The organism is Streptomyces niveiscabiei, assembly GCF_033794345.1.
GTDB lineage: Bacteria > Actinomycetota > Actinomycetes > Streptomycetales > Streptomycetaceae > Streptomyces > Streptomyces niveiscabiei.
In genome coordinates, this window is the sequence record NZ_JARAYJ010000029.1 from 77,379 (window position 1) to 97,262 (window position 19,884).

Sequence of the window (19,884 nt, forward strand, 5' to 3'; positions counted from 1 at the left end):
GCCTTCGGGCCGGCGCCATCGTGCGTTCGGGGATGAGATGGGGGGCGGGGGACTCGTGATCGTTCTGAAGGTGACGGCCGAGGCGGAGTCGCTGGCGTGGGACGGCGATGATCTGGTCGATGCGGTGGGCGGCGGTCGCCGATGGGGTCCTGACGGCGTGGAGCGGCCTGCCCCGATCATCCATGGGTTTTCCTTCGACCGGAGCGTCGTCTCCCCGTCCGGTCGCTACTCCGTGGTCTATGCCGAGCGGGGTACGAAGGCACTGCTGCTCGATGGTGACCAGTTCGTCCGTGAGCTGAACCGCAGCTACTACCAGGCCGAAGTCTTCGACTATCCGGTTGCCCTCGGGATGTTGCCGGACGGCCGTGAGGTTCTGGTGCACTGCCCGGAGGAGTACAACGTCCTTGAGATCGAGGACGCGGAGTCGGGAGAGTGGCTCACCGATGGCGAACGTCAGCCGAAGGACGTCTTCCACTCTCGACTGGAGGTGAGCCCGGACGGGACACATCTGCTGTCGGCCGGCTGGTACTGGCATCCGTACGGGGTCGTCGAAGTCTTCGACCTGTCCGGTGCGCTGACGGATCCTGCCGTGCTCGACGGCCGTGGCGTGCTGCCCTCGGAACCGGGCATCGAAGCGGAGGTCGTCTCGGCCTGCTGGCTCGATGCCGACCGCCTGGCCGTGGCGACCGGCGGGGAGTTTCGCGACGGCAAGGAGACGCCTGCCCTGGGCCCACGGCAGTTGGGTGTGTGGTCGCTCTCCGCAGGGCGGTGGATCCATCGCAACACGGTCGATTTCCCCATCGGCACCCTGATCGCGCGGGGCGACTCGGTCGTCTCGCTGTACGGGCACCCACGGCTGATCGACGTCACGACGGGTGCCGTGGTGGCGGAATGGCCCACCGTGAAGGTGCCCCAGAGAGACGGCAGCTATGGGGTCACGCACATTCCGACGCCCGTTGCCGCCCTGCACCCGGATGGCACCCGCCTGGCTGTGGCCCAGCCGGAGAGCATCGCGATCATCGCTCTTCCGTAGGGCATGGCCCAGAAGCCGAAGGAGTTCGCGGCGGCCGGGAACCGGGTGTACCTGCCCCTGGCGGACTGAGGGTGCTGTGAACTCCCGGTCCGCGCCTCCTGCGAGGGGGACGCGGACCGGGAGCCATCGGGGGGTGCGGTCGGCGGGCTAGTCCGGCTGGTTGTCCGGGCCGCCGAAGTCCGGGCTTGTGTAGTCCGGGCTGGAGAAGCGCGGGCGGTGGCCGGGGTCGGGGCCGTCGTCGGGGCTGGTGAAGCCGGGGCGGTCGTAGCCGAGGTTCGGGAGGCGGCTCGGCGGAGGGGTGCGGGGGACCGTCGTCGCCGTCGGCCCTTGGTCGGCGAGTGCCTCGCGGAAGTACGGCAGGAAGCCGCGCTCCAGCAGGGCGGTCCGCCAGGCCTCCCGGGCCCGCTCGACCTCCTCCGCCTGTTCGTTGTACGGCCCCGCCTCCAGCGCGGGCCGGTTGCGCAGCGCGGTGAGCAGCAGCCCGACGGTGGCGACGAGGATCGCCAGCGCCGTGACCACCCCGAACACCCAGCCCGCCGTGACCAGCGCGTCGGCGAACGCCGGGGCCGGGTCGAGCGCCTTGAGGAGGTAGCCGACGAGCAGGAAGATCACCGCCGCGGTCCCGGCGAGGACCGGCGTGAGGACGGCGGCGACGGCGACGGCCCCCGCCCCGGCGGGCTCGACGGCGACCTCCCCCAGGCCGGCCGCGATCCCCGCACCCCCGCTCGCCGCGTCCCCGGACTCGCGGGCCGAGGACACCGACGAGGACGACGAGGACGACGCCGGGTGGCGCAGTTCCTCGCGGACCTTCACGTAGTGCTGGTACTCGGTCGCCGCGGCGGCCGTGATGAACGCGGTGGCGCCCAGCGCCATCGTGCGCAGCTGTTCCGGGTTGAGGCGCCGGCCGACAGCGGCCAGTTCCGGGTGGTGTGGGGCGGAGCGCAGCGCCTCGTCGAGGACCCGCTCGTACTCCTGGCGGTCCTCACTGTGCAGGTGCTGCGGAACGCTGTTCATGTGCATCCCCCGATGCTCCGTAGGGCTTGGGGCTCGCATGCCAACGAGCCGTCGGGCAGAAACGGAGGGGAGCCTGCTACGGATAAGCCGATGGTAGAGCGGCGACGGCTCAAGGTGACAGGGGGTTTGCGGAAATTGGACCCGCGCCCGTGCCGCCGGCGATCAGTCCTCCATGCCGGTCGCCTGCCCGGTGGACGTCCGATTATCCATGGGCAGCTGCTGGACCAGCAGCTTTCCGGCCATGGTCACTCCGCCGTCCATCGCGATGGCGAGTCCCTCCGCGTAGACGTGCGGTCCCTTGACGTTCGGGCCGGTGTCGTCGTCGGGGTCCTCGGAGCCGACTTCGCCCAGCAGATAGGGAATCGGGCTGTGCCCGTGAACGATCAGGGTGCCCCCGTACGTATCGAGGAGGGCGCGGACGGCGTCGGCGCCGCCCTCGTCGCGGAAGGAGAAGCGCTTGGTGAACTTGCGGAAGAGATCCCACACCTCGTCCGCGTCGTTGCGGGTGAGCGCCTCGCGGACGTTGTCGTTGACGGCCTCGATCGAGTCGCCGTAGTCGAGATAGGCGGTCGTGTCGGAGTGGACGAGCAGATGGCCGTCGACCTCCTCGATCGCGTCGAGGCGCGCCATCCACTGGAGGTGGTGGTCCTGGAGGCGGTCCATGTCGGACTTCTGGCCGCCGTTGAGCAGCCAGGCCGCCTGGAAGGTGGCGGTGCCGGCCCCGGAGTTGACGGGGGTGTCGCCGAACCGCTTGGCGCCCAGCAGGAGGAGTTCGTGGTTGCCCATCAGGGCCTTGCAGTAGCCGCCCGCCGCCGCCGCCTCCGCCGACAGCCGCATGACCAGGTCGATCACGCCGATGCCGTCGGGCCCGCGGTCGGTGAAGTCGCCGAGGAACCACAGCCGCGCGTTGCCCGCGCACCACTGTCCGGCCTCGTCGACGAGGCCCTTCTCCCGCAGCGCGGCGTGCAGTTCGTCGAGGTAGCCGTGCACGTCGCCGACGACGAACAGCGGTCCGGGGCCGTCGGCGGGGGCGGAAGCCATGGGTTCGACCGTCGGCATCCGCAGCGTGTCGCCCCGGTTGACGACCGGCAGGTCGCGCTGGGTCGGCGTGTACCCCTCGGGGTAGCCCTGCTCGTCGGCCGGTACGGCGTCGCCGGGATGCCCGGCGTGGTCGTACGGGCCGGTCTCATGGACGTACGCGGGCACCCGGAAGTCGCGCAACGTCGCCGTCCGTTCCGCTTCGGGTCCCTGACCGGCCCCCTGAGTCATCAGACCCCTCCACCATCGCGCCGCGTCTGCACCGCTTCGGACTGCCTGGTCGCAGCGGCCCGCGGTGTCGTGGGCCCATCATAGGAATGCGGATCGGGCCATGTGATGACCCAGGGGTGGTGAATCGGTTCGGGCGCGCGCCGGGGCGTGGCATTCGCCCCGATTGACCCGTGCTTGGCCGCCGTACGGGTGCCCCTCCCCACCGCACGGCGGCCGGCTACTTCCCCTCGGGCGTACGCGGCGGGCTCACCGTGGTGCGCGGCGGGCGGCGCTGCGAGGAGGTGCGGATGAACAGTTCCGTCGGTATCACCTGCTCGACCGGCTGGTCCGATTCGACGCCCTCGATCGCGTCGATGAGGAGCTGGACGACCGCGGTGCCGATCCGGCGCGGTTTCAGTGAGAGCGTGGTGATGGGGGGTTCGGTGCTCGCGTACACCGTGGACTCGCTACAGCACACCAGGAGCAGGTCCTCCGGCACCCGCAGGCCGTAGCGGCGGGCGGCGGCGAGCAGGTCCGTGCCGTTCGGGTCGAAGAGGCCGTACACGGCGTCGGGCCGGTCGGGGCGGGCGAGCAGCCGGTCGGCGGCGACGGCTCCCGCGCAGGGGTCGTGCGCCGGGTAGGCCTCGTACACCGGATCCTGTCCGACCCGCTCGCACCAGTGCAGGTACGCGGTCGTCGACAGGTGCGTGTACGTGTCGGTCGTGGTCCCCGTGAGCAGCCCGATCCGGCGCGCCCCGGCGTCGGCGAGGTGGTCGAGGATGTCCAGTACGGCGGCCTCGTGGTCGTTGTCGACCCACGCGGTGACCGGCAGCGGACCGGAGGGGCGGCCGTCGGAGACGACGGGTAAACCCTGCCGGACGAGCTCGCCGACCACCGGGTCCTGGTCGGAGGGGTCGATGACGACCGTGCCGTCCAGGGCGACGTTCGACCACACGTCGTGGCGCGAGGTCGCCGGGAGGATGACGAGGGCGTAGCCGCGGGCGAGCGCGGCGGAGGTGGCGGCTCTGGCCATCTCGGCGAAGTACGCGAACTCGGTGAAGGTGAAAGGTTCATCCCCGTACGTGGTGACGGTCAGTCCGATCAGTCCGGACTTGCCCGTACGGAGCGTGCGGGCCGCGGCCGACGGGCGGTAGCCCAGCCGGTCGGCGACCTCGCGGACGTGGCGTCGGGTGGCATCAGGGAGCCTGCCCTTGCCGTTCAGGGCGTCGGAGACGGTCGTGATGGACACTCCGGCGGCGGCGGCCACGTCCCTGATGCCCGCTCGGCCCGGCCGGCTGCCTCGGCGTGAGGTTTCCGCGCGGCTCACCTGGTGCTTCCCTGCTGCTGTCATGGCGTGCCGATAGTAGGGCTCATGAGGCGGGGTAGGGCGGACGCATATGCACACATTGACAGGCACGTTTCTGCAAGGTCAAAAGTATCCAATTACTTGAGAAACAAAGTCAGTTGGCCGTTCGGACAGCACTACTTGTGGCGTCGGCGCTGATGAGCCTGGCGAGGCACCGATGTCTCGAAGAGGTCTCAACTCACCTGCACGAGGGACGCGCGCCACGGCGCGTGCCACCGGCGCATAGATATATGTGCGTCACGCCCCCTGTTTCGGGGCCTTCGTACGGTGTTGCCCCTGATGCGCGTGTGACGAACCAGGTCCGTACGGCCGCTGACGTGCACGTGCCGAATCCTCATAAGGTGAGGAGAATTGAGTACCGGCGCCGGTCGCGAGGAGGACTGTGGTGAGCGAGACGAACCCCAAGCTGCGGGTCGAGCTGGAGGGGATCCCCACCTACAAGCCGGGCAGGCCGGCCGCCGAGGGCGGGCCGGTGGCCTACAAGCTGTCCTCCAACGAGAACCCGTACCCGCCGCTCCCCGGCGTCCTGGAGACCGTCACGGCCGCCGCCTCGTCGTTCAACCGCTACCCGGACATGGCGTGTACGGCGCTGACGGCCGAACTGGCCGACCGGTTCGGCGTCCCCGTCTCCCACCTCGCCACCGGCACCGGCTCGGTCGGCGTCGCCCAGCAGCTCCTCCAGGCGACCTCGGGCCCCGGCGACGAGGTCGTCTACGCCTGGCGCTCCTTCGAGGCGTACCCGATCATCACGCAGATCAGCGGCGCGACCTCCGTCCAGGTCCCGCTCGCCCCCGGCGACGTCCACGACCTCGACGCGATGTACGAGGCGATCACCGGCCGCACCCGCCTGATCTTCGTCTGCAACCCCAACAACCCCACGGGTACGGCCGTCCGGCGGGCCGAGCTGGAGCGGTTCCTGGACCGGGTGCCGGGCGACGTCCTGGTCGTCCTGGACGAGGCGTACCGCGAGTTCGTGCGCGACGCCGACGTCCCCGACGGCGTCGAGCTGTACCGCGACCGGCCCAACGTCTGCGTGCTGCGCACGTTCTCCAAGGCGTACGGCCTCGCCGGGCTGCGCGTCGGTTTCGCCATCGCCCACGAGCCCGTCGCCGCCGCGCTGCGCAAGACGGCGGTGCCCTTCGGCGTCACGCAGCTCGCCCAGGACGCCGCCGTCGCCTCCCTGCGCGCGGAGGACGCGCTCCTGGGCCGGGTCGGCTCCCTGGTCTCCGAGCGGGCCCGCGTGCTCGCCGCGCTGCGCACCCAGGGCTGGACCGTCCCCGACTCCCAGGCCAACTTCGTCTGGCTCGGGCTGGGGGAGCGGACGGCGGAGTTCGCCGCCGCGTGCGAGCGGGCCGGGGTCGTGGTGCGGCCGTTCCCGGAGGGGGCGCGGGTCACGATCGGGGAGACCGAGGCGAACGACATCTTCCTGAAGGTGACGGAAGGGTTCATCAAGGAAGGCTTCAGCACGGAGCGTTGAGCCCCTTCGGGGGTGCGCGACCGTACCCGCCGGGGGGTCTGTGACCCATCAGACCCCCCCTCCCGTCCAGTCTCGAACAGCCATGCGCCATAATTGCTTGTGAATGTGAACGCGTTCACAAGCGTGTCCCAGTTGCTCCACTGTTGTGTGTGACATAAGGGGCAAACTGCCGCAGTATCACGGCACGTAAGGAGACTGACGACGTGGAAATGGCCCTGGCGCCAGAGACACTGGCGCGCTGGCAGTTCGGCATCACGACCGTCTACCACTTCCTCTTCGTCCCCCTGACGATCTCGCTCGCGGCGCTCACCGCCGGGCTGGAGACCGCATGGGTGCGGACCGGCAAGGAGAAGTACCTCAGGGCGACGAAGTTCTGGGGCAAGCTCTTCCTGATCAACATCGCGATGGGCGTCGTCACCGGCATCGTGCAGGAGTTCCAGTTCGGCATGAACTGGTCCGACTACTCGCGCTTCGTCGGCGACGTCTTCGGCGCCCCCCTCGCCTTCGAGGCCCTGATCGCCTTCTTCTTCGAGTCCACCTTCATCGGCCTGTGGATCTTCGGCTGGGACAAGCTCCCGAAGAAGATCCACGTCGCCTGCATGTGGATGGTCTCGATCGGCACGATCCTGTCGGCCTACTTCATCCTCGCCGCCAACTCCTGGATGCAGCACCCGGTCGGGTACAAGATCAACGAGGCCAAGGGCCGCGCCGAACTCACCGACTTCTGGCTCGTCCTGACCCAGAACACCGCACTCGCCCAGGCGTTCCACACGCTGACGGCCGCGTTCCTCACCGGCGGCGCGTTCATGGTCGGCATCTCCGCCTTCCACCTGGTCCGCAGGCGGCACATCGTCGAGATGAGGACGACGCTCAGGCTCGGCCTCATCACCGTCGTCATCGCCGGCCTGCTCACCGCGATCAGCGGCGACACCCTCGGCAAGGTCATGTTCAAGCAGCAGCCGATGAAGATGGCCGCCGCCGAGGCCCTCTGGGACGGCGAGGCGCCCGCGCCGTTCTCCGTCTTCGCCTACGGGGACGTCGAGAAGGGCCACAACAAGGTGGCCATAGAGATCCCGGGCCTGCTGTCCTTCCTCGCGAACGACGACTTCACCTCGCACGTCCCCGGCATCAACGACGTCAACAAGGCCGAGCAGGAGAAGTTCGGCCCCGGCGACTACCGCCCCAACATCCCGGTCGCCTACTGGGGCTTCCGCTGGATGATCGGCTTCGGCATGACCTCGCTGGCGATCGGCATGCTCGGACTGTGGCTGACCCGCAAGAAGTTCATGCTCCCCGAGCACCTGAGGACCGGTGAGGACGAGGTGCCGAACCTGGTCCTCTTCCGCAAGAAGGCGCTCGGCCCCCAGCTCACCACCTGGTACTGGCGCCTGGCGATCTGGACCCTGGCCTTCCCGCTGATCGCCAACTCCTGGGGCTGGATCTTCACCGAGATGGGCCGTCAGCCCTGGGTCGTCTACGGCATCTTCCAGACCCGCGACGCGGTCTCCCCCGGCGTCTCCCAGGCCGAGGTGCTCACCTCGATGATCGCCTTCACCACGCTGTACGCGATCCTCGCCGTCGTCGAGGTCAAGCTCCTCGCGAAGTACGTGAAGGCGGGCCCGCCGGAGCTGACCGAGGCCGACCTCAACCCGCCCACGAAGATCGGCGGCGAGGCGCGTGACGCCGACAAGCCGATGGCCTTCTCGTACTAGGCCGAGGGAGCTGCACCGTCATGGAACTGCACGACGTCTGGTTCGTCCTGATCGCCGTCCTGTGGACCGGCTACTTCTTCCTGGAGGGCTTCGACTTCGGGGTCGGCGTCCTCACCAAGCTCCTCGCCCGTGACCGGGCCGAGAAGCGCGTCCTCATCAACACCATCGGCCCGGTCTGGGACGGCAACGAGGTCTGGCTGCTCAGCGCGGGCGGCGCGACCTTCGCGGCCTTCCCCGAGTGGTACGCCACCCTCTTCTCCGGCTTCTATCTGCCGTTGCTGCTCATCCTGCTCTGCCTCATCGTCCGGGGCGTCGCCTTCGAGTACCGCGCCAAGCGGCCCGAGGAGAACTGGCAGCGCAACTGGGAGCAGGCGATCTTCTGGTGCTCCCTGCTCCCCGCGTTCCTGTGGGGCGTCGCGTTCGGCAACATCGTCCACGGCGTGAAGATCGACCGGAACTTCGAGTACGTGGGCGGCTTCTGGGAGCTGCTCAACCCGTACGCAATCCTCGGCGGGCTCGTCACGCTGAGCCTGTTCACCTTCCACGGCACGGTGTTCACGGCGCTCAAGACGGTCGGCGACATCCGGGAGCGGGCGCGGGCGCTGGCCCTCAAGGTCGGTCTCGTCACCGCCGTCCTCGCGCTGGCCTTCCTGGTCTGGACGCAGGCCGACAGCGGTGACGGCACGAGCCTGGTCGCCCTCGTCGTGGCCGTCGCCGCCCTGGTCGCCGCGCTCGTCGCGAACCAGGCCGGGCGTGAGGGCTGGTCGTTCGCGCTCTCCGGCGTCACGATCGTGGCCGCCGTGGCGATGCTCTTCCTGACGCTCTTCCCGAACGTCATGCCGTCGTCGCTGAACCCGGAGTGGAGCCTCACCGTCACGAACGCCTCGTCGAGCCCGTACACGCTGAAGATCATGACGTGGTGCGCGGTGATCGCCACGCCGGTCGTGATGCTGTATCAGGGCTGGACGTACTGGGTGTTCCGCAAGCGGATCGGTACGCAGCACATCGCTGAAGCGCACTGAGTCAGTCGCCGGGCATGTTTCACGTGAAACAACACGGACGTTTCACGTGAAACATGCCCTCCAGAAGTCCCCTTGAAGAGGGTGTGTTTCACGTGAAACCAATCGATCCGCGTCTGCTCCGGTACGCCGGTGCCACCCGGCTCTTCATGGCTGCGGTCGTCGGACTGGGGGTCGTCGGCGCCCTTCTCGTCATCGCCCAGGCCATGCTCATCGCCGAGATCGTCGTCGGCGCCTTCCAGCACGGCCACTCGGTCGGTGACCTCCGTACCCCCCTGCTTCTGCTGGTCGCCGTCGCGGCCGGACGCGCGCTGGTCTCCTGGCTCACCGAACTCGCCGCCCACCGCGCGAGCGCCGCCGTGAAGTCGGAGCTGCGGGGGCGGCTGCTGGAGCGGGCGGGAGCGCTCGGCCCGGGGTGGCTCGGCGGGCAGCGGACCGGCTCGCTGATCGCCCTCGCGACCCGGGGCGTGGACGCCCTGGATGATTACTTCTCGCGCTATCTCCCCCAGTTGGGGCTCGCCGTCGTCGTCCCCGTCGCGGTGCTCGCGCGGATCGTGACCGAGGACTGGGTGTCGGCGGCGATCATCGTCGGGACGCTGCCGTTGATCCCGGTCTTCATGATGCTGATCGGGTGGGTCACCCAGTCCCGGATGGACCGTCAGTGGCGGCTGCTGTCGCGGCTGTCGGGGCACTTCCTGGACGTGGTCGCCGGGCTGCCGACGCTGAAGGTGTTCGGGCGGGCCAAGGCGCAGGCCGAGTCGATCCGGAAGATCACCGGCGAGTACCGCCAGGCGACCCTGAAGACGCTGCGGATCGCCTTCCTCTCCTCCTTCGCGCTGGAGCTGCTGTCCACGATCTCGGTCGCGCTGGTCGCGGTGACGGTCGGGATGCGGCTCGTGCACGGCGAGATGGACCTCTACATCGGCCTGGTCATCCTGATCCTGGCCCCGGAGGCGTACCTCCCGCTGCGGCAGGTCGGCACGCAGTACCACGCGGCGGCCGAGGGCCTCGCCGCCGCCGAGGAGATCTTCGCGGTGCTGGGGGAGCCGGTCCCGGCGTCCGGCACGGCCGCCGTCCCGCAGGGCGCGATCACCGTCGACGGCGTGACCGTCCGCTACCCCGGCCGGGCCGTACCCGCCGTGGAGAACGCCTCGTTCACCGTCGAACCCGGCGAGACCGTCGCCCTGGTCGGCCCGAGCGGCGCCGGCAAGTCGACGCTCCTCGACGTCCTGCTCGGCTTCACCCGCCCCACCGAGGGTCGGGTGACGATCGGGGACACCGACCTCACCGGCCTCGACCTGGAGGAGTGGCGCTCCCGGATCGCCTGGGTCCCCCAGCGACCGCACCTGTACGCCGCGACGATCGCGGAGAACGTCCGGCTCGCCCGCCCCGACGCCGACGACACGGCCGTCCGGCGGGCCCTCGCCGACGCGGGCGCCCTGGAGTTCGTGGACGCGCTGCCCGCCGGGCCGGACACCGTGCTCGGCGAGGACGGTGCCGGGCTCTCCGCAGGGCAGCGGCAGCGGCTCGCCCTGGCGCGGGCGTTCCTCGCGGACCGGCCTGTGCTGCTGCTCGACGAGCCGACGGCCGCGCTGGACGGGGCGACCGAGGCGGAGATCGTGGCGGCGGTCCGGCGGCTCGCGGAGGGGCGGACCGTGCTGCTCGTGGTGCATCGGCCCGCGCTGCTCGAAGTTGCCGACCGGGTGGTGCGGGTCGCGGAGGCTCGGGGTGGTGAGGGGGGTGCGGAGCGGGCGCCGGGGGCGGACGTGCGCGAGGGCTTCTTCGAGGAGCACGGCGGCACGCAGGCCGACTTCTTCGTGGTGGGGGAGGCTGAGGCGGTCAGGGGGTCCGAGGCGGCTCGGGATCTCAAGGGGCCCGTCGGGAGGGTGCCCGGCGAGGCTGTGACCAGGGCCGCGCGCGGTGGTGTGCTCGCGCGGGTGCGGGCCATGGCCGGGCCGCGCCGGGGGCGGCTGCTGCTCGCGGCGCTTCTCGGGAGCCTCGCGCTCGGCAGCGCCGTCGGGCTCATGGCGACGTCCGGGTGGCTCATCTCGCGGGCCTCGCAGCAACCTCCGGTGCTGTACCTGATGGTGGCCGTCACGGGGACGCGGGCGTTCGGGATCGGGCGGGCCGTGTTCCGGTACGCGGAGCGGCTCGTCTCGCACGACGCCGTGCTGCGGATGCTCGCCGACACGCGGGTGGCCGTCTACCGGCGCCTGGAGCGGCTCGCGCCCGCCGGACTGCGCAGGGCGCGGCGCGGGGACCTGCTGTCGCGGCTCGTCGCCGACGTGGACGCGCTCCAGGACTACTGGCTGCGCTGGCTGCTGCCGGTCGGGTCCGCCGTCGTCGTGGCGGCCGGGTCGGTCGCCTTCACCGCGTGGCTGCTCCCCGAGGCGGGCGCGGTCCTCGCCGCCGGGCTGCTGCTGGCCGGGCTGGGCGTGCCGCTGGTCACCGGCGCCGTCTCCCGGCGCGCCGAACGCCGGCTCGCGCCCGCGCGCGGGGTGCTGGCCACCCGGGTCGCCGACCTGCTCACCGGCACCGCCGAACTCACCGTCGCCGGCGCCCTGCACCGCCGTACGGACGAGGCGCGGGCGGCCGACGGGGTGCTGACGCGGATCGCCTCGCGCGGGGCGGCGGCGACCGCGCTCGGGGACGGGCTGACCGCGCTGGTGTCCGGGCTGACCGTCGCGGCGGCGGCGCTGGCGGGGGCTCAGGGGGTCGTCTCCGGGCGGCTGGACGGCGTGTCGATGGCCGTCGTGGTGCTCACGCCGCTGGCCGCGTTCGAGGCGGTGCTCGGGCTGCCGCTCGCCGTGCAGTACCGGCAGCGGGTGCGCCGTAGCGCGGAGCGGGTGTACGAGGTGCTGGACTCCCCCGCGCCGGTCCGCGAGCCGGAGCGGCCCCGGCAGGCGCCGGCCACACCGTTCCCACTGACCCTCAAGGGGCTCACCGCGCGGTACGACGGACAGGGGCGCGCCGCCCTCGCCGGGGTCGACCTGACGCTCGCCGAGGGCCGCCGGGTCGCCGTCGTCGGCCCTTCCGGCTCCGGGAAGACGACCCTCGCGCAGGCGCTGCTGCGGTTCCTGGACGCGGAGTCCGGGACGTACACGCTGGGCGGCGTCGACGCGTACGGGCTCGACGGGGACGACGTACGCGCCCTGGTCGGGCTCTGCGCGCAGGACGCGCACCTCTTCGACTCCACCGTCCGCGAGAACCTGCTGCTCGCGCGGAAGGGCGCGGACGAGGGGGAGTTGCGGGACGCGCTGCGGCGGGCGCGGCTCCTGGAGTGGGCCGACGCGCTGCCGGACGGCCTCGACACGCTCGTCGGCGAGCACGGGGCGAAGCTGTCGGGCGGCCAGCGTCAGCGCCTCGCGCTGGCCCGCGCGCTCCTCGCGGACTTCCCTGTGCTGGTCCTGGACGAGCCCGCCGAGCACCTCGACCTGCCGACCGCCGACGCGCTCACGGCGGATCTGCTGGCGGCCACCGAGGGGCGGACGACGCTGCTGATCACGCACCGGCTGGCGGGGCTGGAGGCGGTGGACGAGGTGGTCGTGCTGGACGAGGGGCGGGTGGTGCAGCGGGGTTCTTACGCCGAGTTGGCTGCGGTGGAGGGGCCGTTGCGGCGGATGGTGGAGCGGGAGGAGACAGTGTTTCACGTGAAACACCGCGATTCTCAAATGGGGCAAATTACCCTGACGTCATGACCGTCGACCCCCGCCTCCTCGAAGCCCTGCGGTCCGTGAGCGGAAACCTGGAGCGCATCCCGGAGACGGCCATGACCCTCCTCGGCGTCCAGGACGCGGCCGTCGAGGTGGACGGCGACGGGTCCGGCTGGGCGCTCGCCGTCCCGATCCGCGCGCACGGCGAGCCGTACGGCAGCCTCTGCCTCGCCGGGCGCCGGGACGGGCGGCCCTTCGACGGCGCCGACCTCGACCTCGCGCGTGCCCTCGCCGGGGAAGCGGGGATCGCGATCGGCAACGCGCGGCTGTACGAGGCGGCACGGCAGCGGGAGCGCTGGATCGACGGCTCGGTGGCCGTCACGACCGCGCTGCTGGCCGGCGACGACCCCGACGACGCGCTCCAGGTGGTCGCCGAGTGGGCCCGCACCCTCGCCGAGGCCGCCGCCGGGGTCGTCCTGCTGCCCGCCGAAGGGGGCGGCCTGGAGATCGCGGCTCTCGCCTCGGACCGCCCGTCGGGGATGCTCGGCGAGGTGATCCCGGGGGACAGCGAGCTGGTCGGGGCGCTGCTGGCGGGCGAGGAGGTGTACGTCGAGGACGCGGCCACCGACCCCCGCTCGGTCACCTCGCGCGCGGCCGAGTACGGCCCCGCCCTGCTGCTCCCGCTGCGCGGGGACGGCCGTTTCCTGGGCACGCTCTGCCTGCCGCGCGCGCGGGGGCGGCGGACGTTCACCGACGCCGAGCGCGAACTCGCCCGGCGGTTCGCCGAGCAGGCCGCGCTCGCGCTGATCGCGGCCGAGGCGCAGCGCGACCGGGAGCGGCTCGCGGTGTTCGAGGAGCGCGACCGGATCGCCCGTGACCTGCACGACCTCGTCGTCCAGCGGCTGTTCGCGACGGGGCTGACGCTGGAGAGCGCGCAGCGGGAGGCCACCGCGCCCGAGGTGCGCGAGGGTGTCGGGCGGGCCGTCGACGAACTCGACGTCACCATCCAGGAGATCCGCACGGCCATCTTCGCCCTGCGCCAGGGCCCCGACGGGACGCCGGCCCGGCTGCGGACCCGCGTGCTGCGCGAGGTCGCGATGGCCGCCGTACCGCTCGGCTTCCGGCCCGGCTGCCGGTTCGCCGGGGACGTCGACAGCCTGGTCGGCGAGGAGACCGGCAAGAACCTCGTCGCCGCTCTGCGCGAGGCCCTCTCGAACGCGTTCCGGCACGCCCGCGCCTCTCGTATCGACGTCCTGGTCGACGCCACGGCGACCCTCCCCGGCGGCCGTCCCGGCGTCCGGCTGACCGTCGCGGACGACGGGGTCGGGATCACCGAGGGCGGTCGGCGCAGCGGCCTGCTGAACCTCGTGCGGCGCGCGGAGTCCCTCGGCGGCGGCAGCCGGTGCGAGCCGGGGCCCGGCGGCGGGACGACGGTGGTGTGGGAGGCGCCGTACTGAACCCGGCCGGGGTCAACCCGGTGTGACGGCGTGTCACCCGGCATTGGGCCATCCGGACGCGCTGTCCCCCGGTCGTATGACGTGAACGGGCGCGCCACCCGCCCCCTGGGACACGATCGCTGACATGCGCTCACCTCGCCGCCGCCCCCTGCTCGTCCCGGTCCTGCTGTGCGCGGCGGCGGTCCTCGTGGCCCGCCCCACCTCCGCGGGCGCCGACGGCGAGAACGGCTTCGGCGACGGCCTCGGCGCGCAGGTCGCGAAGCTGTACGAGGAGGCCGCCGCCGCGTCCCAGGAGTACGACGCCGGCCGCCGCGAGGCCGAGACCCAGCGCGCCAAGGCCCAGCGGTACGAGGAGCTGCGCGCCGGGGAGCTGCGCGAACTCGACAGGCTGCGCACGGAGCTCGGGCGGATCGCGCGGGCCCAGTACCGGGACGGGGGCGGGCTGCCGCTGGCCGTACAGGTCGTGCTGAACGGCGACCCCGACCGGCTGATGCGCGGTCAGCACGTGCTCGCGCAGGCGAATCTGGCCGTCGGGAGCGCGCTCGGCAGGCGCAAGGCCGTCGAGGAGCGGCTCGCGGGGGACGCGGCGCGGGCGGTGTACGCCTGGCAGGTGCTGGAGCGGCGGACCGCCGAACTCGCCGGGCTCAAGCGGGACATCGAACGCAAGCTGGAGGAGGCGCGGTGGCGGCTCCAGGGGCAGGCGGCGGCGTCCGTCGCGGCGGGCTCCTGCCCCGGCGCGATCCGGCTCCCGCAGACGCCGGCCGCCGCGTCGGACTGGGTCGCCCCCGTCGAGTCCTACCGCCTCTCCGCCTCCTTCGGCAGCGGCGGCGCGCGCTGGGCCCACCGCCACACCGGGCAGGACTTCGCCGTCCCGATCGGTACGCCCGTCCGCGCGGTCGGCGCCGGCCGGGTCGTCCGCGTGGCCTGCGGCGACGGCTTCGGCGTGCAGCTCGTCATCAGCCACCCCGGCGGCTACCACACCCAGTACGCCCACCTCGCCTCGGTCGCCGTCGACCCCGGCGAGCGCGTCACCGCGGGTCAGTGGATCGGGCAGACCGGCACGACCGGCAACTCCACGGGACCGCACCTGCACTTCGAGGTGCGGGTGACCCCGGACATGGGCTCGGCGGTGAACCCGGTGCCGTGGCTGGCGGACCGGGGGGTGGTGCTGGAGTGAAGGGCTAAGCCCTCTCCGCCACCAGCTTCTCGATGACGACGGCCACGCCGTCCTCGTTGTTCGCGGCCGTCTGTCCCGACGCCGCCGCGATCACGTCGGGGTGGGCGTTGCCCATCGCGTACGAGCGGCCCGCCCAGGTCAGCATCTCGACGTCGTTCGGCATGTCCCCGAACGCGACGACCTCCTCGGGGGCGATGCCGCGTTCCGCGCAGCACAGGGCGAGGGTGCTGGCCTTGGAGATGCCGGGGCCCGCGATCTCCAGGAGCGCGCTGGGGCTGGACCGGGTGACCGCGGCGCGCTCCCCGATCGCCTCGCGGGCCAGCGTGAGGAACGCGTCCGGGTCCAGCGTGGGGTGGTAGGCGAGGATCTTCAGGACGGGTTCCCGCGCGCCGGGGCCGTCTGGCGCGAGCAGTTCCTCGGCGGGGGCGAGGGAGTCCGGGATCTCCATGTGCATCTTGGGGTACTCGGACTCCTGGTGGAACCCGTACGTCTGCTCCACCGCGTACACCGTCCCCGGCGCGGCCTCCCTCAGCAGGCGTACGGCGTCGAGGGCGTTCTCCCGGGCCAGCTCCCTGACCTTCACGAAGCGGTGGGCGCCGGGGCCGCCGTGCAGGTCGACGACCGCCGCGCCGTTCCCGCAGATCGCCAGCCCGTGTCCGTGCACGTGATCGCTGACCGCGTCCATCCACCGCGCGGGCCTGCCGGTCACGAAGAACACCTCGATGCCCGCGTCCTCGGCCGCCGCCAGCGCGGCCACCGTCCTCGGCGACACCTGCCCGTCGTCCCGCAACAGCGTCCCGTCGAGGTCGGTGGCGATCAGACGGGGAGGTCGTATGGCGGCGGGGGTCTCGGGCTGCCGGGTCGGTGAGGTCACGGGGGCATTGTCCCGTACGGGGAGTTCCCGGGCGCACGGTACGACCCACGGCTGCGGAGTGCGCCGAGCAGCTAAGTCGGTACAGGATCTGGCCGACCTCGGCTACCTCAAGGAGTTGCGTTGATGGATCATCGGCAGCTGGCCGCCGCCCTCGTTGAGGCGGGGGTGGACGGCATCACGTACGCGATCCGGGGCAAGGCTCCCGGCGGTCGTCTGGTCGAGGGCGGTGCCGTGCTCGACCTCGACCCCGACGGGCGCTGGTTCGTCGGTGGCTGGGAGCGCGGGCAGTTGTCGGTGGAGCACCGCTTCGCCACCGAGGACGAGGCATGTCGGTACCTGTATCGGGTGCTGACCGGCCGGCAGTAGCAGAAAGACACGAGCAGGGCCCCGGCACACCGCGACGCTGTCGAAGAACTCGGGGCTCCGCTGATTCTTCGCCCCGTCGGATCTCGTCCGGCGGGGCGCCGGTCCGTATTCGTGCGCGTCCGAAACGCGACGTAAGGTCGGCGACATGCGACTGAGTACGGTGATCCTCCCCATCCACCGCTGGAGTGAGGGCCGGAAGATCTGGCGGCGGGCCGAGGATCTCGGCTTCCATGCCGCGTACACCTACGACCACCTGTCGTGGCGGAGCTTCCGGGACGGCCCGTGGTTCGGGGCGGTGCCGACGCTGACGGCGGCTGCGACGGCGACCGAGCGGCTGCGGCTCGGCACGCTGGTGACCTCGCCGAACTTCCGGCACCCCGTCCCCTTCGCCAAGGAGCTGATCTCCCTCGACGACATCTCCGGCGGCCGGATCACCCTCGGGATCGGCGCGGGTGGTACCGGCTTCGACGCGACCGCGCTCGGTCAGGAGCCGTGGACCCCGCGCGAGCGTGCCGACCGGCTCGCCGAGTTCGTACCGCTGCTGGACCGTCTGCTCCGGGAAGACTCGGTGTCCTACGAGGGCGACTTCTACTCGGCGCACGAGGCCCGCAACATCCCCGGCTGTGTCCAGCGGCCCCGGTTGCCCTTCGCGGTGGCCGCCACCGGCCCGCGCGGCCTGCGGCTCGCCGCGAGCCACGGGCAGGCGTGGGTGACGACCGGCGACCCGAAGCTGTACGAGGAGGGGACGCCGGAGCAGTCCCTGCGGGCCCTGCGCGGCCAGGTCGACCGGCTCGGGGACGCCTGCGCGGCGCTCGGCCGGGATCTGGACGGGCTGGACAAGATCCTGCTCACCGGCTTCACCCCGGACCGCGGCCGTCCGCTGGAGTCCCTCGACGCCTTCGTCGACTTCGCCGGGCGCCACCGGGAGCTCGGTTTCACCGAGATCGTGATCCACTGGCCGATCGCGGACTCGGTTTTCGCGGCGGACGGGAAGGTCTTCGAGCAGATCGCGATGGAGGCGCCTGCGCAGTTGGGCTGAGCGGTGTACAGGGCCGCCCTCAGTCCGGTTGCTGGTTGCGGTTCTCGTGGGCGAGGCCGTCCCGGCGGGTGGCGGCGTCCGGGCCGGTGGCAAGGACCATGGCCCGCAGCGGCACGGGGTCCGTCGGCCGGATGGCCATGGGGTCGGACGGCCGGCTGATCCCTCCGATGTCCTGCCATCCCCAGGACAGGAAAGCGTCGCGGGTCGGGGTGTCGGTCTGCGCGATCAGCGTCGCCCCGAGCGAGGCGTGGTGGTAGTCGAGCAGCTGTTCCTGGAGCCTGCGGGCGACGCCGTGGCCGTCGCTGTGCGGGTGCACCATGATCTCGGTGATGGCGAAGACGTGTCCGGACGCGGTGAGCTGTTCGACGTTGCGGGGGAGGGTTCCGTCGAACCCCTTCCACCACGACCCCTGGCGCGGTACGGGGAAGCCGTAGGCGCAGCCGACGAGGCCCGTGTCCTCCGCGACCAGCAGGGAGAAGCCGAGCCGCCGTACGGACCCGGCGAGCCGTCGGGCGAACGCCTCGCGGCCCTCGTACGCCTCGCCCGCTCGCGCGCGCGTGGACTCCACGTACAGGTCCGCCAGCTCCTCCCGCAGGGTCTCCGCCTGCCACCGGTTCAGCCGGCGCAGGCGTAACGCGTGGACGGGGGTCCGGGGGGCCGGTTCGGTCATCGCGCACCGCCTGTCGGGACGCCCTTGTGGGGACGGCGGCGGAGGTGGAACCGGCGTCGGCCGGCTGCTCCCTTCCGGGACGCCGGCGAGGCGGGCCCGGGGACGGGCAGCCCGGAGCGGCTGTAGTGGAAGGCGGAGATCCGGGCGCCGTGCTGTGCGTCGAGCAGCCGGATGAGGAGCACCGCGAGGACGAGCACCCCCACGATCACGGCCACGGTCACGAACGTCTCCATGGTTCTCAGCTCCCTGTCGGCTGTCGCGGCAGTCCGGCGGTCACGGCCGGAATCCGTGGGCGCCCGGCGGGATCACGGGCCTCGTGTCCGCCTTCGGCACTCCAGACCGCTTCCCCGGCCCGGTCGGTCTCGTACACCGTCCGCAGGCCCGCGGCCTCCTCCATCAGCCGGCTCGCGGTCGACGTGCGCGACGGGTCGCAGGCGGCGGCCATCAGCCAGGCGGCCGAGGCGGGTTCGGTCTCCGGGGGGATCACCAGCAGGTTCCAGCGGCCCGCCCGGTACGAGAGCAGCAGCAGTTCGTGCGGGTCCTGCTCCGCGAGGAACCAGCCGACCTTCATCACGTGCCCGGCGACGGGCACCTTGCGCGGGACGACGGGCCAGAGGGTGGGGTTGACCGTGACCCGGGTGATCCGCCCCCACAGGGGGTCGAGTACGTCCGTCAGGGAGGGGAGTTCCGACGTCAGGTCGCGGGAGCGGGGCCACCAGGCGCCGTCCAGCAGAGCGGGCGCGGAGCCGGCCGGCGCCAGCGCGAGCCGGAGCGGCGCGGGGGGCCGGTCGTCGGCTGCGAGTGTCGGTGAGGAGGAGCGGGTCGTGATCATGAGGGGGACCCTGCCCCGGACCGGCTGCGACCGGCCCGGCATATTCGATCGCCGGGAACGACACGGGCATGGAAGCCGGTGCGCGAAGTGTCCTCGGTACGTCAACCCTACTCCCCGGATCGCCCGAACGGACGTACGACCGACGGCGGATCGCAACCCGCTCGCGCCGTTCAGGTCCCCGGCACCGCCCGCCCGGTGCCGGTGTCGATGAGGATCTGTCCGGCCTGCTTCCCGCTGCCGGCGCGGACGGCCTCGGCCATGGCGGCGCGCGCGGCGTCGGGTGTGGCGTGCGGCGGGATCACGAGGAGGGAGAAGAGGTCCCGCTCACCCCGGGTGACGAGGATGGTGTCGTCGCCGATCGGAGAGGGGTCGATGCGGACGACGCGGTCGTCGACGGTGATCCGCGTCGGCAGCCCTTCCCAGGCGTCGGTGTCCAGGCCGACCCGGGTGACGGGCCCGAGGTACTCGGTCAGTGCGGTGATCAGGCCGGGAAGCTCGGCGGCGATGTCGCGGCTGCGCGGCCACCACGCCCCGTCGAGGACTCCCTCCCGGTCGTGTGTCGTCTCCAGCCGTACGACGGCCGTCCCCGGCCGTACGGCCCGGTGGAGGGCGTCCGGGAGCGGTCTGGTCACCTGCGGGGAGCCGGAGTCGGACATCGCGCTCGCCTCCCTGCCTGGCGGGATGCGGGGAAACCGGGCGGCTTCCCTGTTCCACGGTACTCTCCGGCCGTCCGTCGGCCACCGGCGTGAGCGGGTCGTGTCCCGCCTCGTGGTGCGAGCGGTCTTACTTGACGCGTTCCGGCAAGCCGTGCAGCGGCTGACCTGTCGGCAGCGCCATGCGCGGCCCCGAACCGCGCCGATGCGACGATGACCTGCGGATTCCGGCGCCCTGATCCCCTGCGCCACCTGGCGGGACGCCCCCGTGAGCGGTCCGCCCGGCCGCTGCGG

The 19,884-nt window shown here is 72.1% G+C and carries 17 protein-coding genes and 1 pseudogene; 10 read left to right on the forward strand and 8 right to left on the reverse strand.

All coding sequences use genetic code 11. From position 1 onward, the window contains the following. Window positions 1-55 precede the first annotated feature (55 nt). Complete coding sequence (locus PV682_RS31625) at window positions 56-1,033, forward strand: WD40 repeat domain-containing protein (protein WP_319735185.1); 978 nt, start codon at window positions 56-58, stop codon at window positions 1,031-1,033. Continuing rightward, window positions 1,034-1,102 (forward strand): annotated as a pseudogene (locus tag PV682_RS44405) (thiamine biosynthesis protein ThiC); the annotation flags it as partial. A gap of 78 nt (window positions 1,103-1,180) precedes the next feature. Here the strand turns inward: PV682_RS44405 and PV682_RS31630 are convergent. The 3 genes from PV682_RS31630 to PV682_RS31640 form a co-directional block, all read right to left on the reverse strand. Further along, the gene (locus tag PV682_RS31630; RefSeq protein ID WP_319735186.1) at window positions 1,181-2,053 is read right to left on the reverse strand and encodes a hypothetical protein; all 873 of its coding nucleotides are present in this window, start codon (window positions 2,051-2,053) and stop codon (window positions 1,181-1,183) included. Window positions 2,054-2,209: 156 nt separating this feature from the next. Continuing rightward, window positions 2,210-3,316, reverse strand: coding sequence for a metallophosphoesterase (locus PV682_RS31635; RefSeq protein ID WP_319735187.1), 1,107 nt, complete (start codon window positions 3,314-3,316; stop codon window positions 2,210-2,212). Between the two features lie 217 nt (window positions 3,317-3,533). After that, window positions 3,534-4,646: a LacI family DNA-binding transcriptional regulator gene (locus PV682_RS31640; RefSeq protein WP_079056804.1), complete on the reverse strand. Its 1,113-nt coding sequence runs from the start codon at window positions 4,644-4,646 to the stop codon at window positions 3,534-3,536. A 400-nt stretch (window positions 4,647-5,046) separates the two neighbouring features. Here PV682_RS31640 and hisC point away from each other — a divergent pair, with 400 nt between their 5' ends. The 6 genes from hisC (at window position 5,047) to PV682_RS31670 (ending at window position 15,156) form a co-directional block, all read left to right on the forward strand. Beyond that, window positions 5,047-6,138: a histidinol-phosphate transaminase gene (gene hisC, locus PV682_RS31645; RefSeq protein ID WP_319735188.1), complete on the forward strand. Its 1,092-nt coding sequence runs from the start codon at window positions 5,047-5,049 to the stop codon at window positions 6,136-6,138. Window positions 6,139-6,341: 203 nt separating this feature from the next. Continuing rightward, window positions 6,342-7,850 (forward strand): cytochrome ubiquinol oxidase subunit I, encoded by a 1,509-nt coding sequence (locus tag PV682_RS31650; RefSeq protein ID WP_055720367.1) that lies wholly within the window; start codon window positions 6,342-6,344, stop codon window positions 7,848-7,850. Between the two features lie 20 nt (window positions 7,851-7,870). Next, window positions 7,871-8,872, forward strand: coding sequence for a cytochrome d ubiquinol oxidase subunit II (cydB, locus tag PV682_RS31655; RefSeq protein WP_319735189.1), 1,002 nt, complete (start codon window positions 7,871-7,873; stop codon window positions 8,870-8,872). A gap of 92 nt (window positions 8,873-8,964) precedes the next feature. Then, window positions 8,965-12,567, forward strand: coding sequence for a thiol reductant ABC exporter subunit CydD (gene cydD, locus PV682_RS31660; RefSeq protein WP_319735190.1), 3,603 nt, complete (start codon window positions 8,965-8,967; stop codon window positions 12,565-12,567). After that, window positions 12,564-13,979 carry a GAF domain-containing sensor histidine kinase gene (locus PV682_RS31665; RefSeq protein WP_319735191.1) on the forward strand — a complete coding sequence of 472 codons (1,416 nt, stop codon included), beginning with the start codon at window positions 12,564-12,566 and terminating at the stop codon, window positions 13,977-13,979. The genes cydD and PV682_RS31665 overlap by 4 nt, the downstream gene beginning before the upstream one ends. A 124-nt stretch (window positions 13,980-14,103) precedes the next feature. Then, the gene (locus tag PV682_RS31670; RefSeq protein ID WP_319735192.1) at window positions 14,104-15,156 is read left to right on the forward strand and encodes a M23 family metallopeptidase; all 1,053 of its coding nucleotides are present in this window, start codon (window positions 14,104-14,106) and stop codon (window positions 15,154-15,156) included. A gap of 4 nt (window positions 15,157-15,160) precedes the next feature. On the opposite strand, the gene PV682_RS31675 is transcribed toward PV682_RS31670, so the two are convergent. After that, window positions 15,161-16,030 carry a Cof-type HAD-IIB family hydrolase gene (locus tag PV682_RS31675; protein WP_319735193.1) on the reverse strand — a complete coding sequence of 290 codons (870 nt, stop codon included), beginning with the start codon at window positions 16,028-16,030 and terminating at the stop codon, window positions 15,161-15,163. A gap of 123 nt (window positions 16,031-16,153) precedes the next feature. Between PV682_RS31675 and PV682_RS31680 the strand changes: the two genes are divergently transcribed. After that, on the forward strand, window positions 16,154-16,396 hold the full coding sequence (locus PV682_RS31680) for a hypothetical protein (RefSeq protein ID WP_319735194.1): 243 nt from the start codon (window positions 16,154-16,156) through the stop codon (window positions 16,394-16,396). Between the two features lie 145 nt (window positions 16,397-16,541). Further along, window positions 16,542-17,435, forward strand: coding sequence for an LLM class flavin-dependent oxidoreductase (locus PV682_RS31685; protein WP_319735195.1), 894 nt, complete (start codon window positions 16,542-16,544; stop codon window positions 17,433-17,435). 19 nt (window positions 17,436-17,454) lie between these two features. On the opposite strand, the gene PV682_RS31690 is transcribed toward PV682_RS31685, so the two are convergent. The 4 genes from PV682_RS31690 to PV682_RS31705 form a co-directional block, all read right to left on the reverse strand. Further along, on the reverse strand, window positions 17,455-18,105 hold the full coding sequence (locus PV682_RS31690) for a GNAT family N-acetyltransferase (RefSeq protein ID WP_319735196.1): 651 nt from the start codon (window positions 18,103-18,105) through the stop codon (window positions 17,455-17,457). Continuing rightward, window positions 18,102-18,338, reverse strand: a complete 237-nt coding sequence (locus PV682_RS31695; RefSeq protein ID WP_319735197.1) for a hypothetical protein — start codon at window positions 18,336-18,338, stop codon at window positions 18,102-18,104. The genes PV682_RS31690 and PV682_RS31695 overlap by 4 nt, the downstream gene beginning before the upstream one ends. A gap of 5 nt (window positions 18,339-18,343) precedes the next feature. Continuing rightward, window positions 18,344-18,937, reverse strand: a complete 594-nt coding sequence (locus PV682_RS31700) for a DUF5994 family protein (protein ID WP_319735198.1) — start codon at window positions 18,935-18,937, stop codon at window positions 18,344-18,346. Window positions 18,938-19,107: 170 nt separating this feature from the next. Then, window positions 19,108-19,593 carry a DUF5994 family protein gene (locus PV682_RS31705; RefSeq protein ID WP_319735199.1) on the reverse strand — a complete coding sequence of 162 codons (486 nt, stop codon included), beginning with the start codon at window positions 19,591-19,593 and terminating at the stop codon, window positions 19,108-19,110. Window positions 19,594-19,884: the final 291 nt, after the last annotated feature.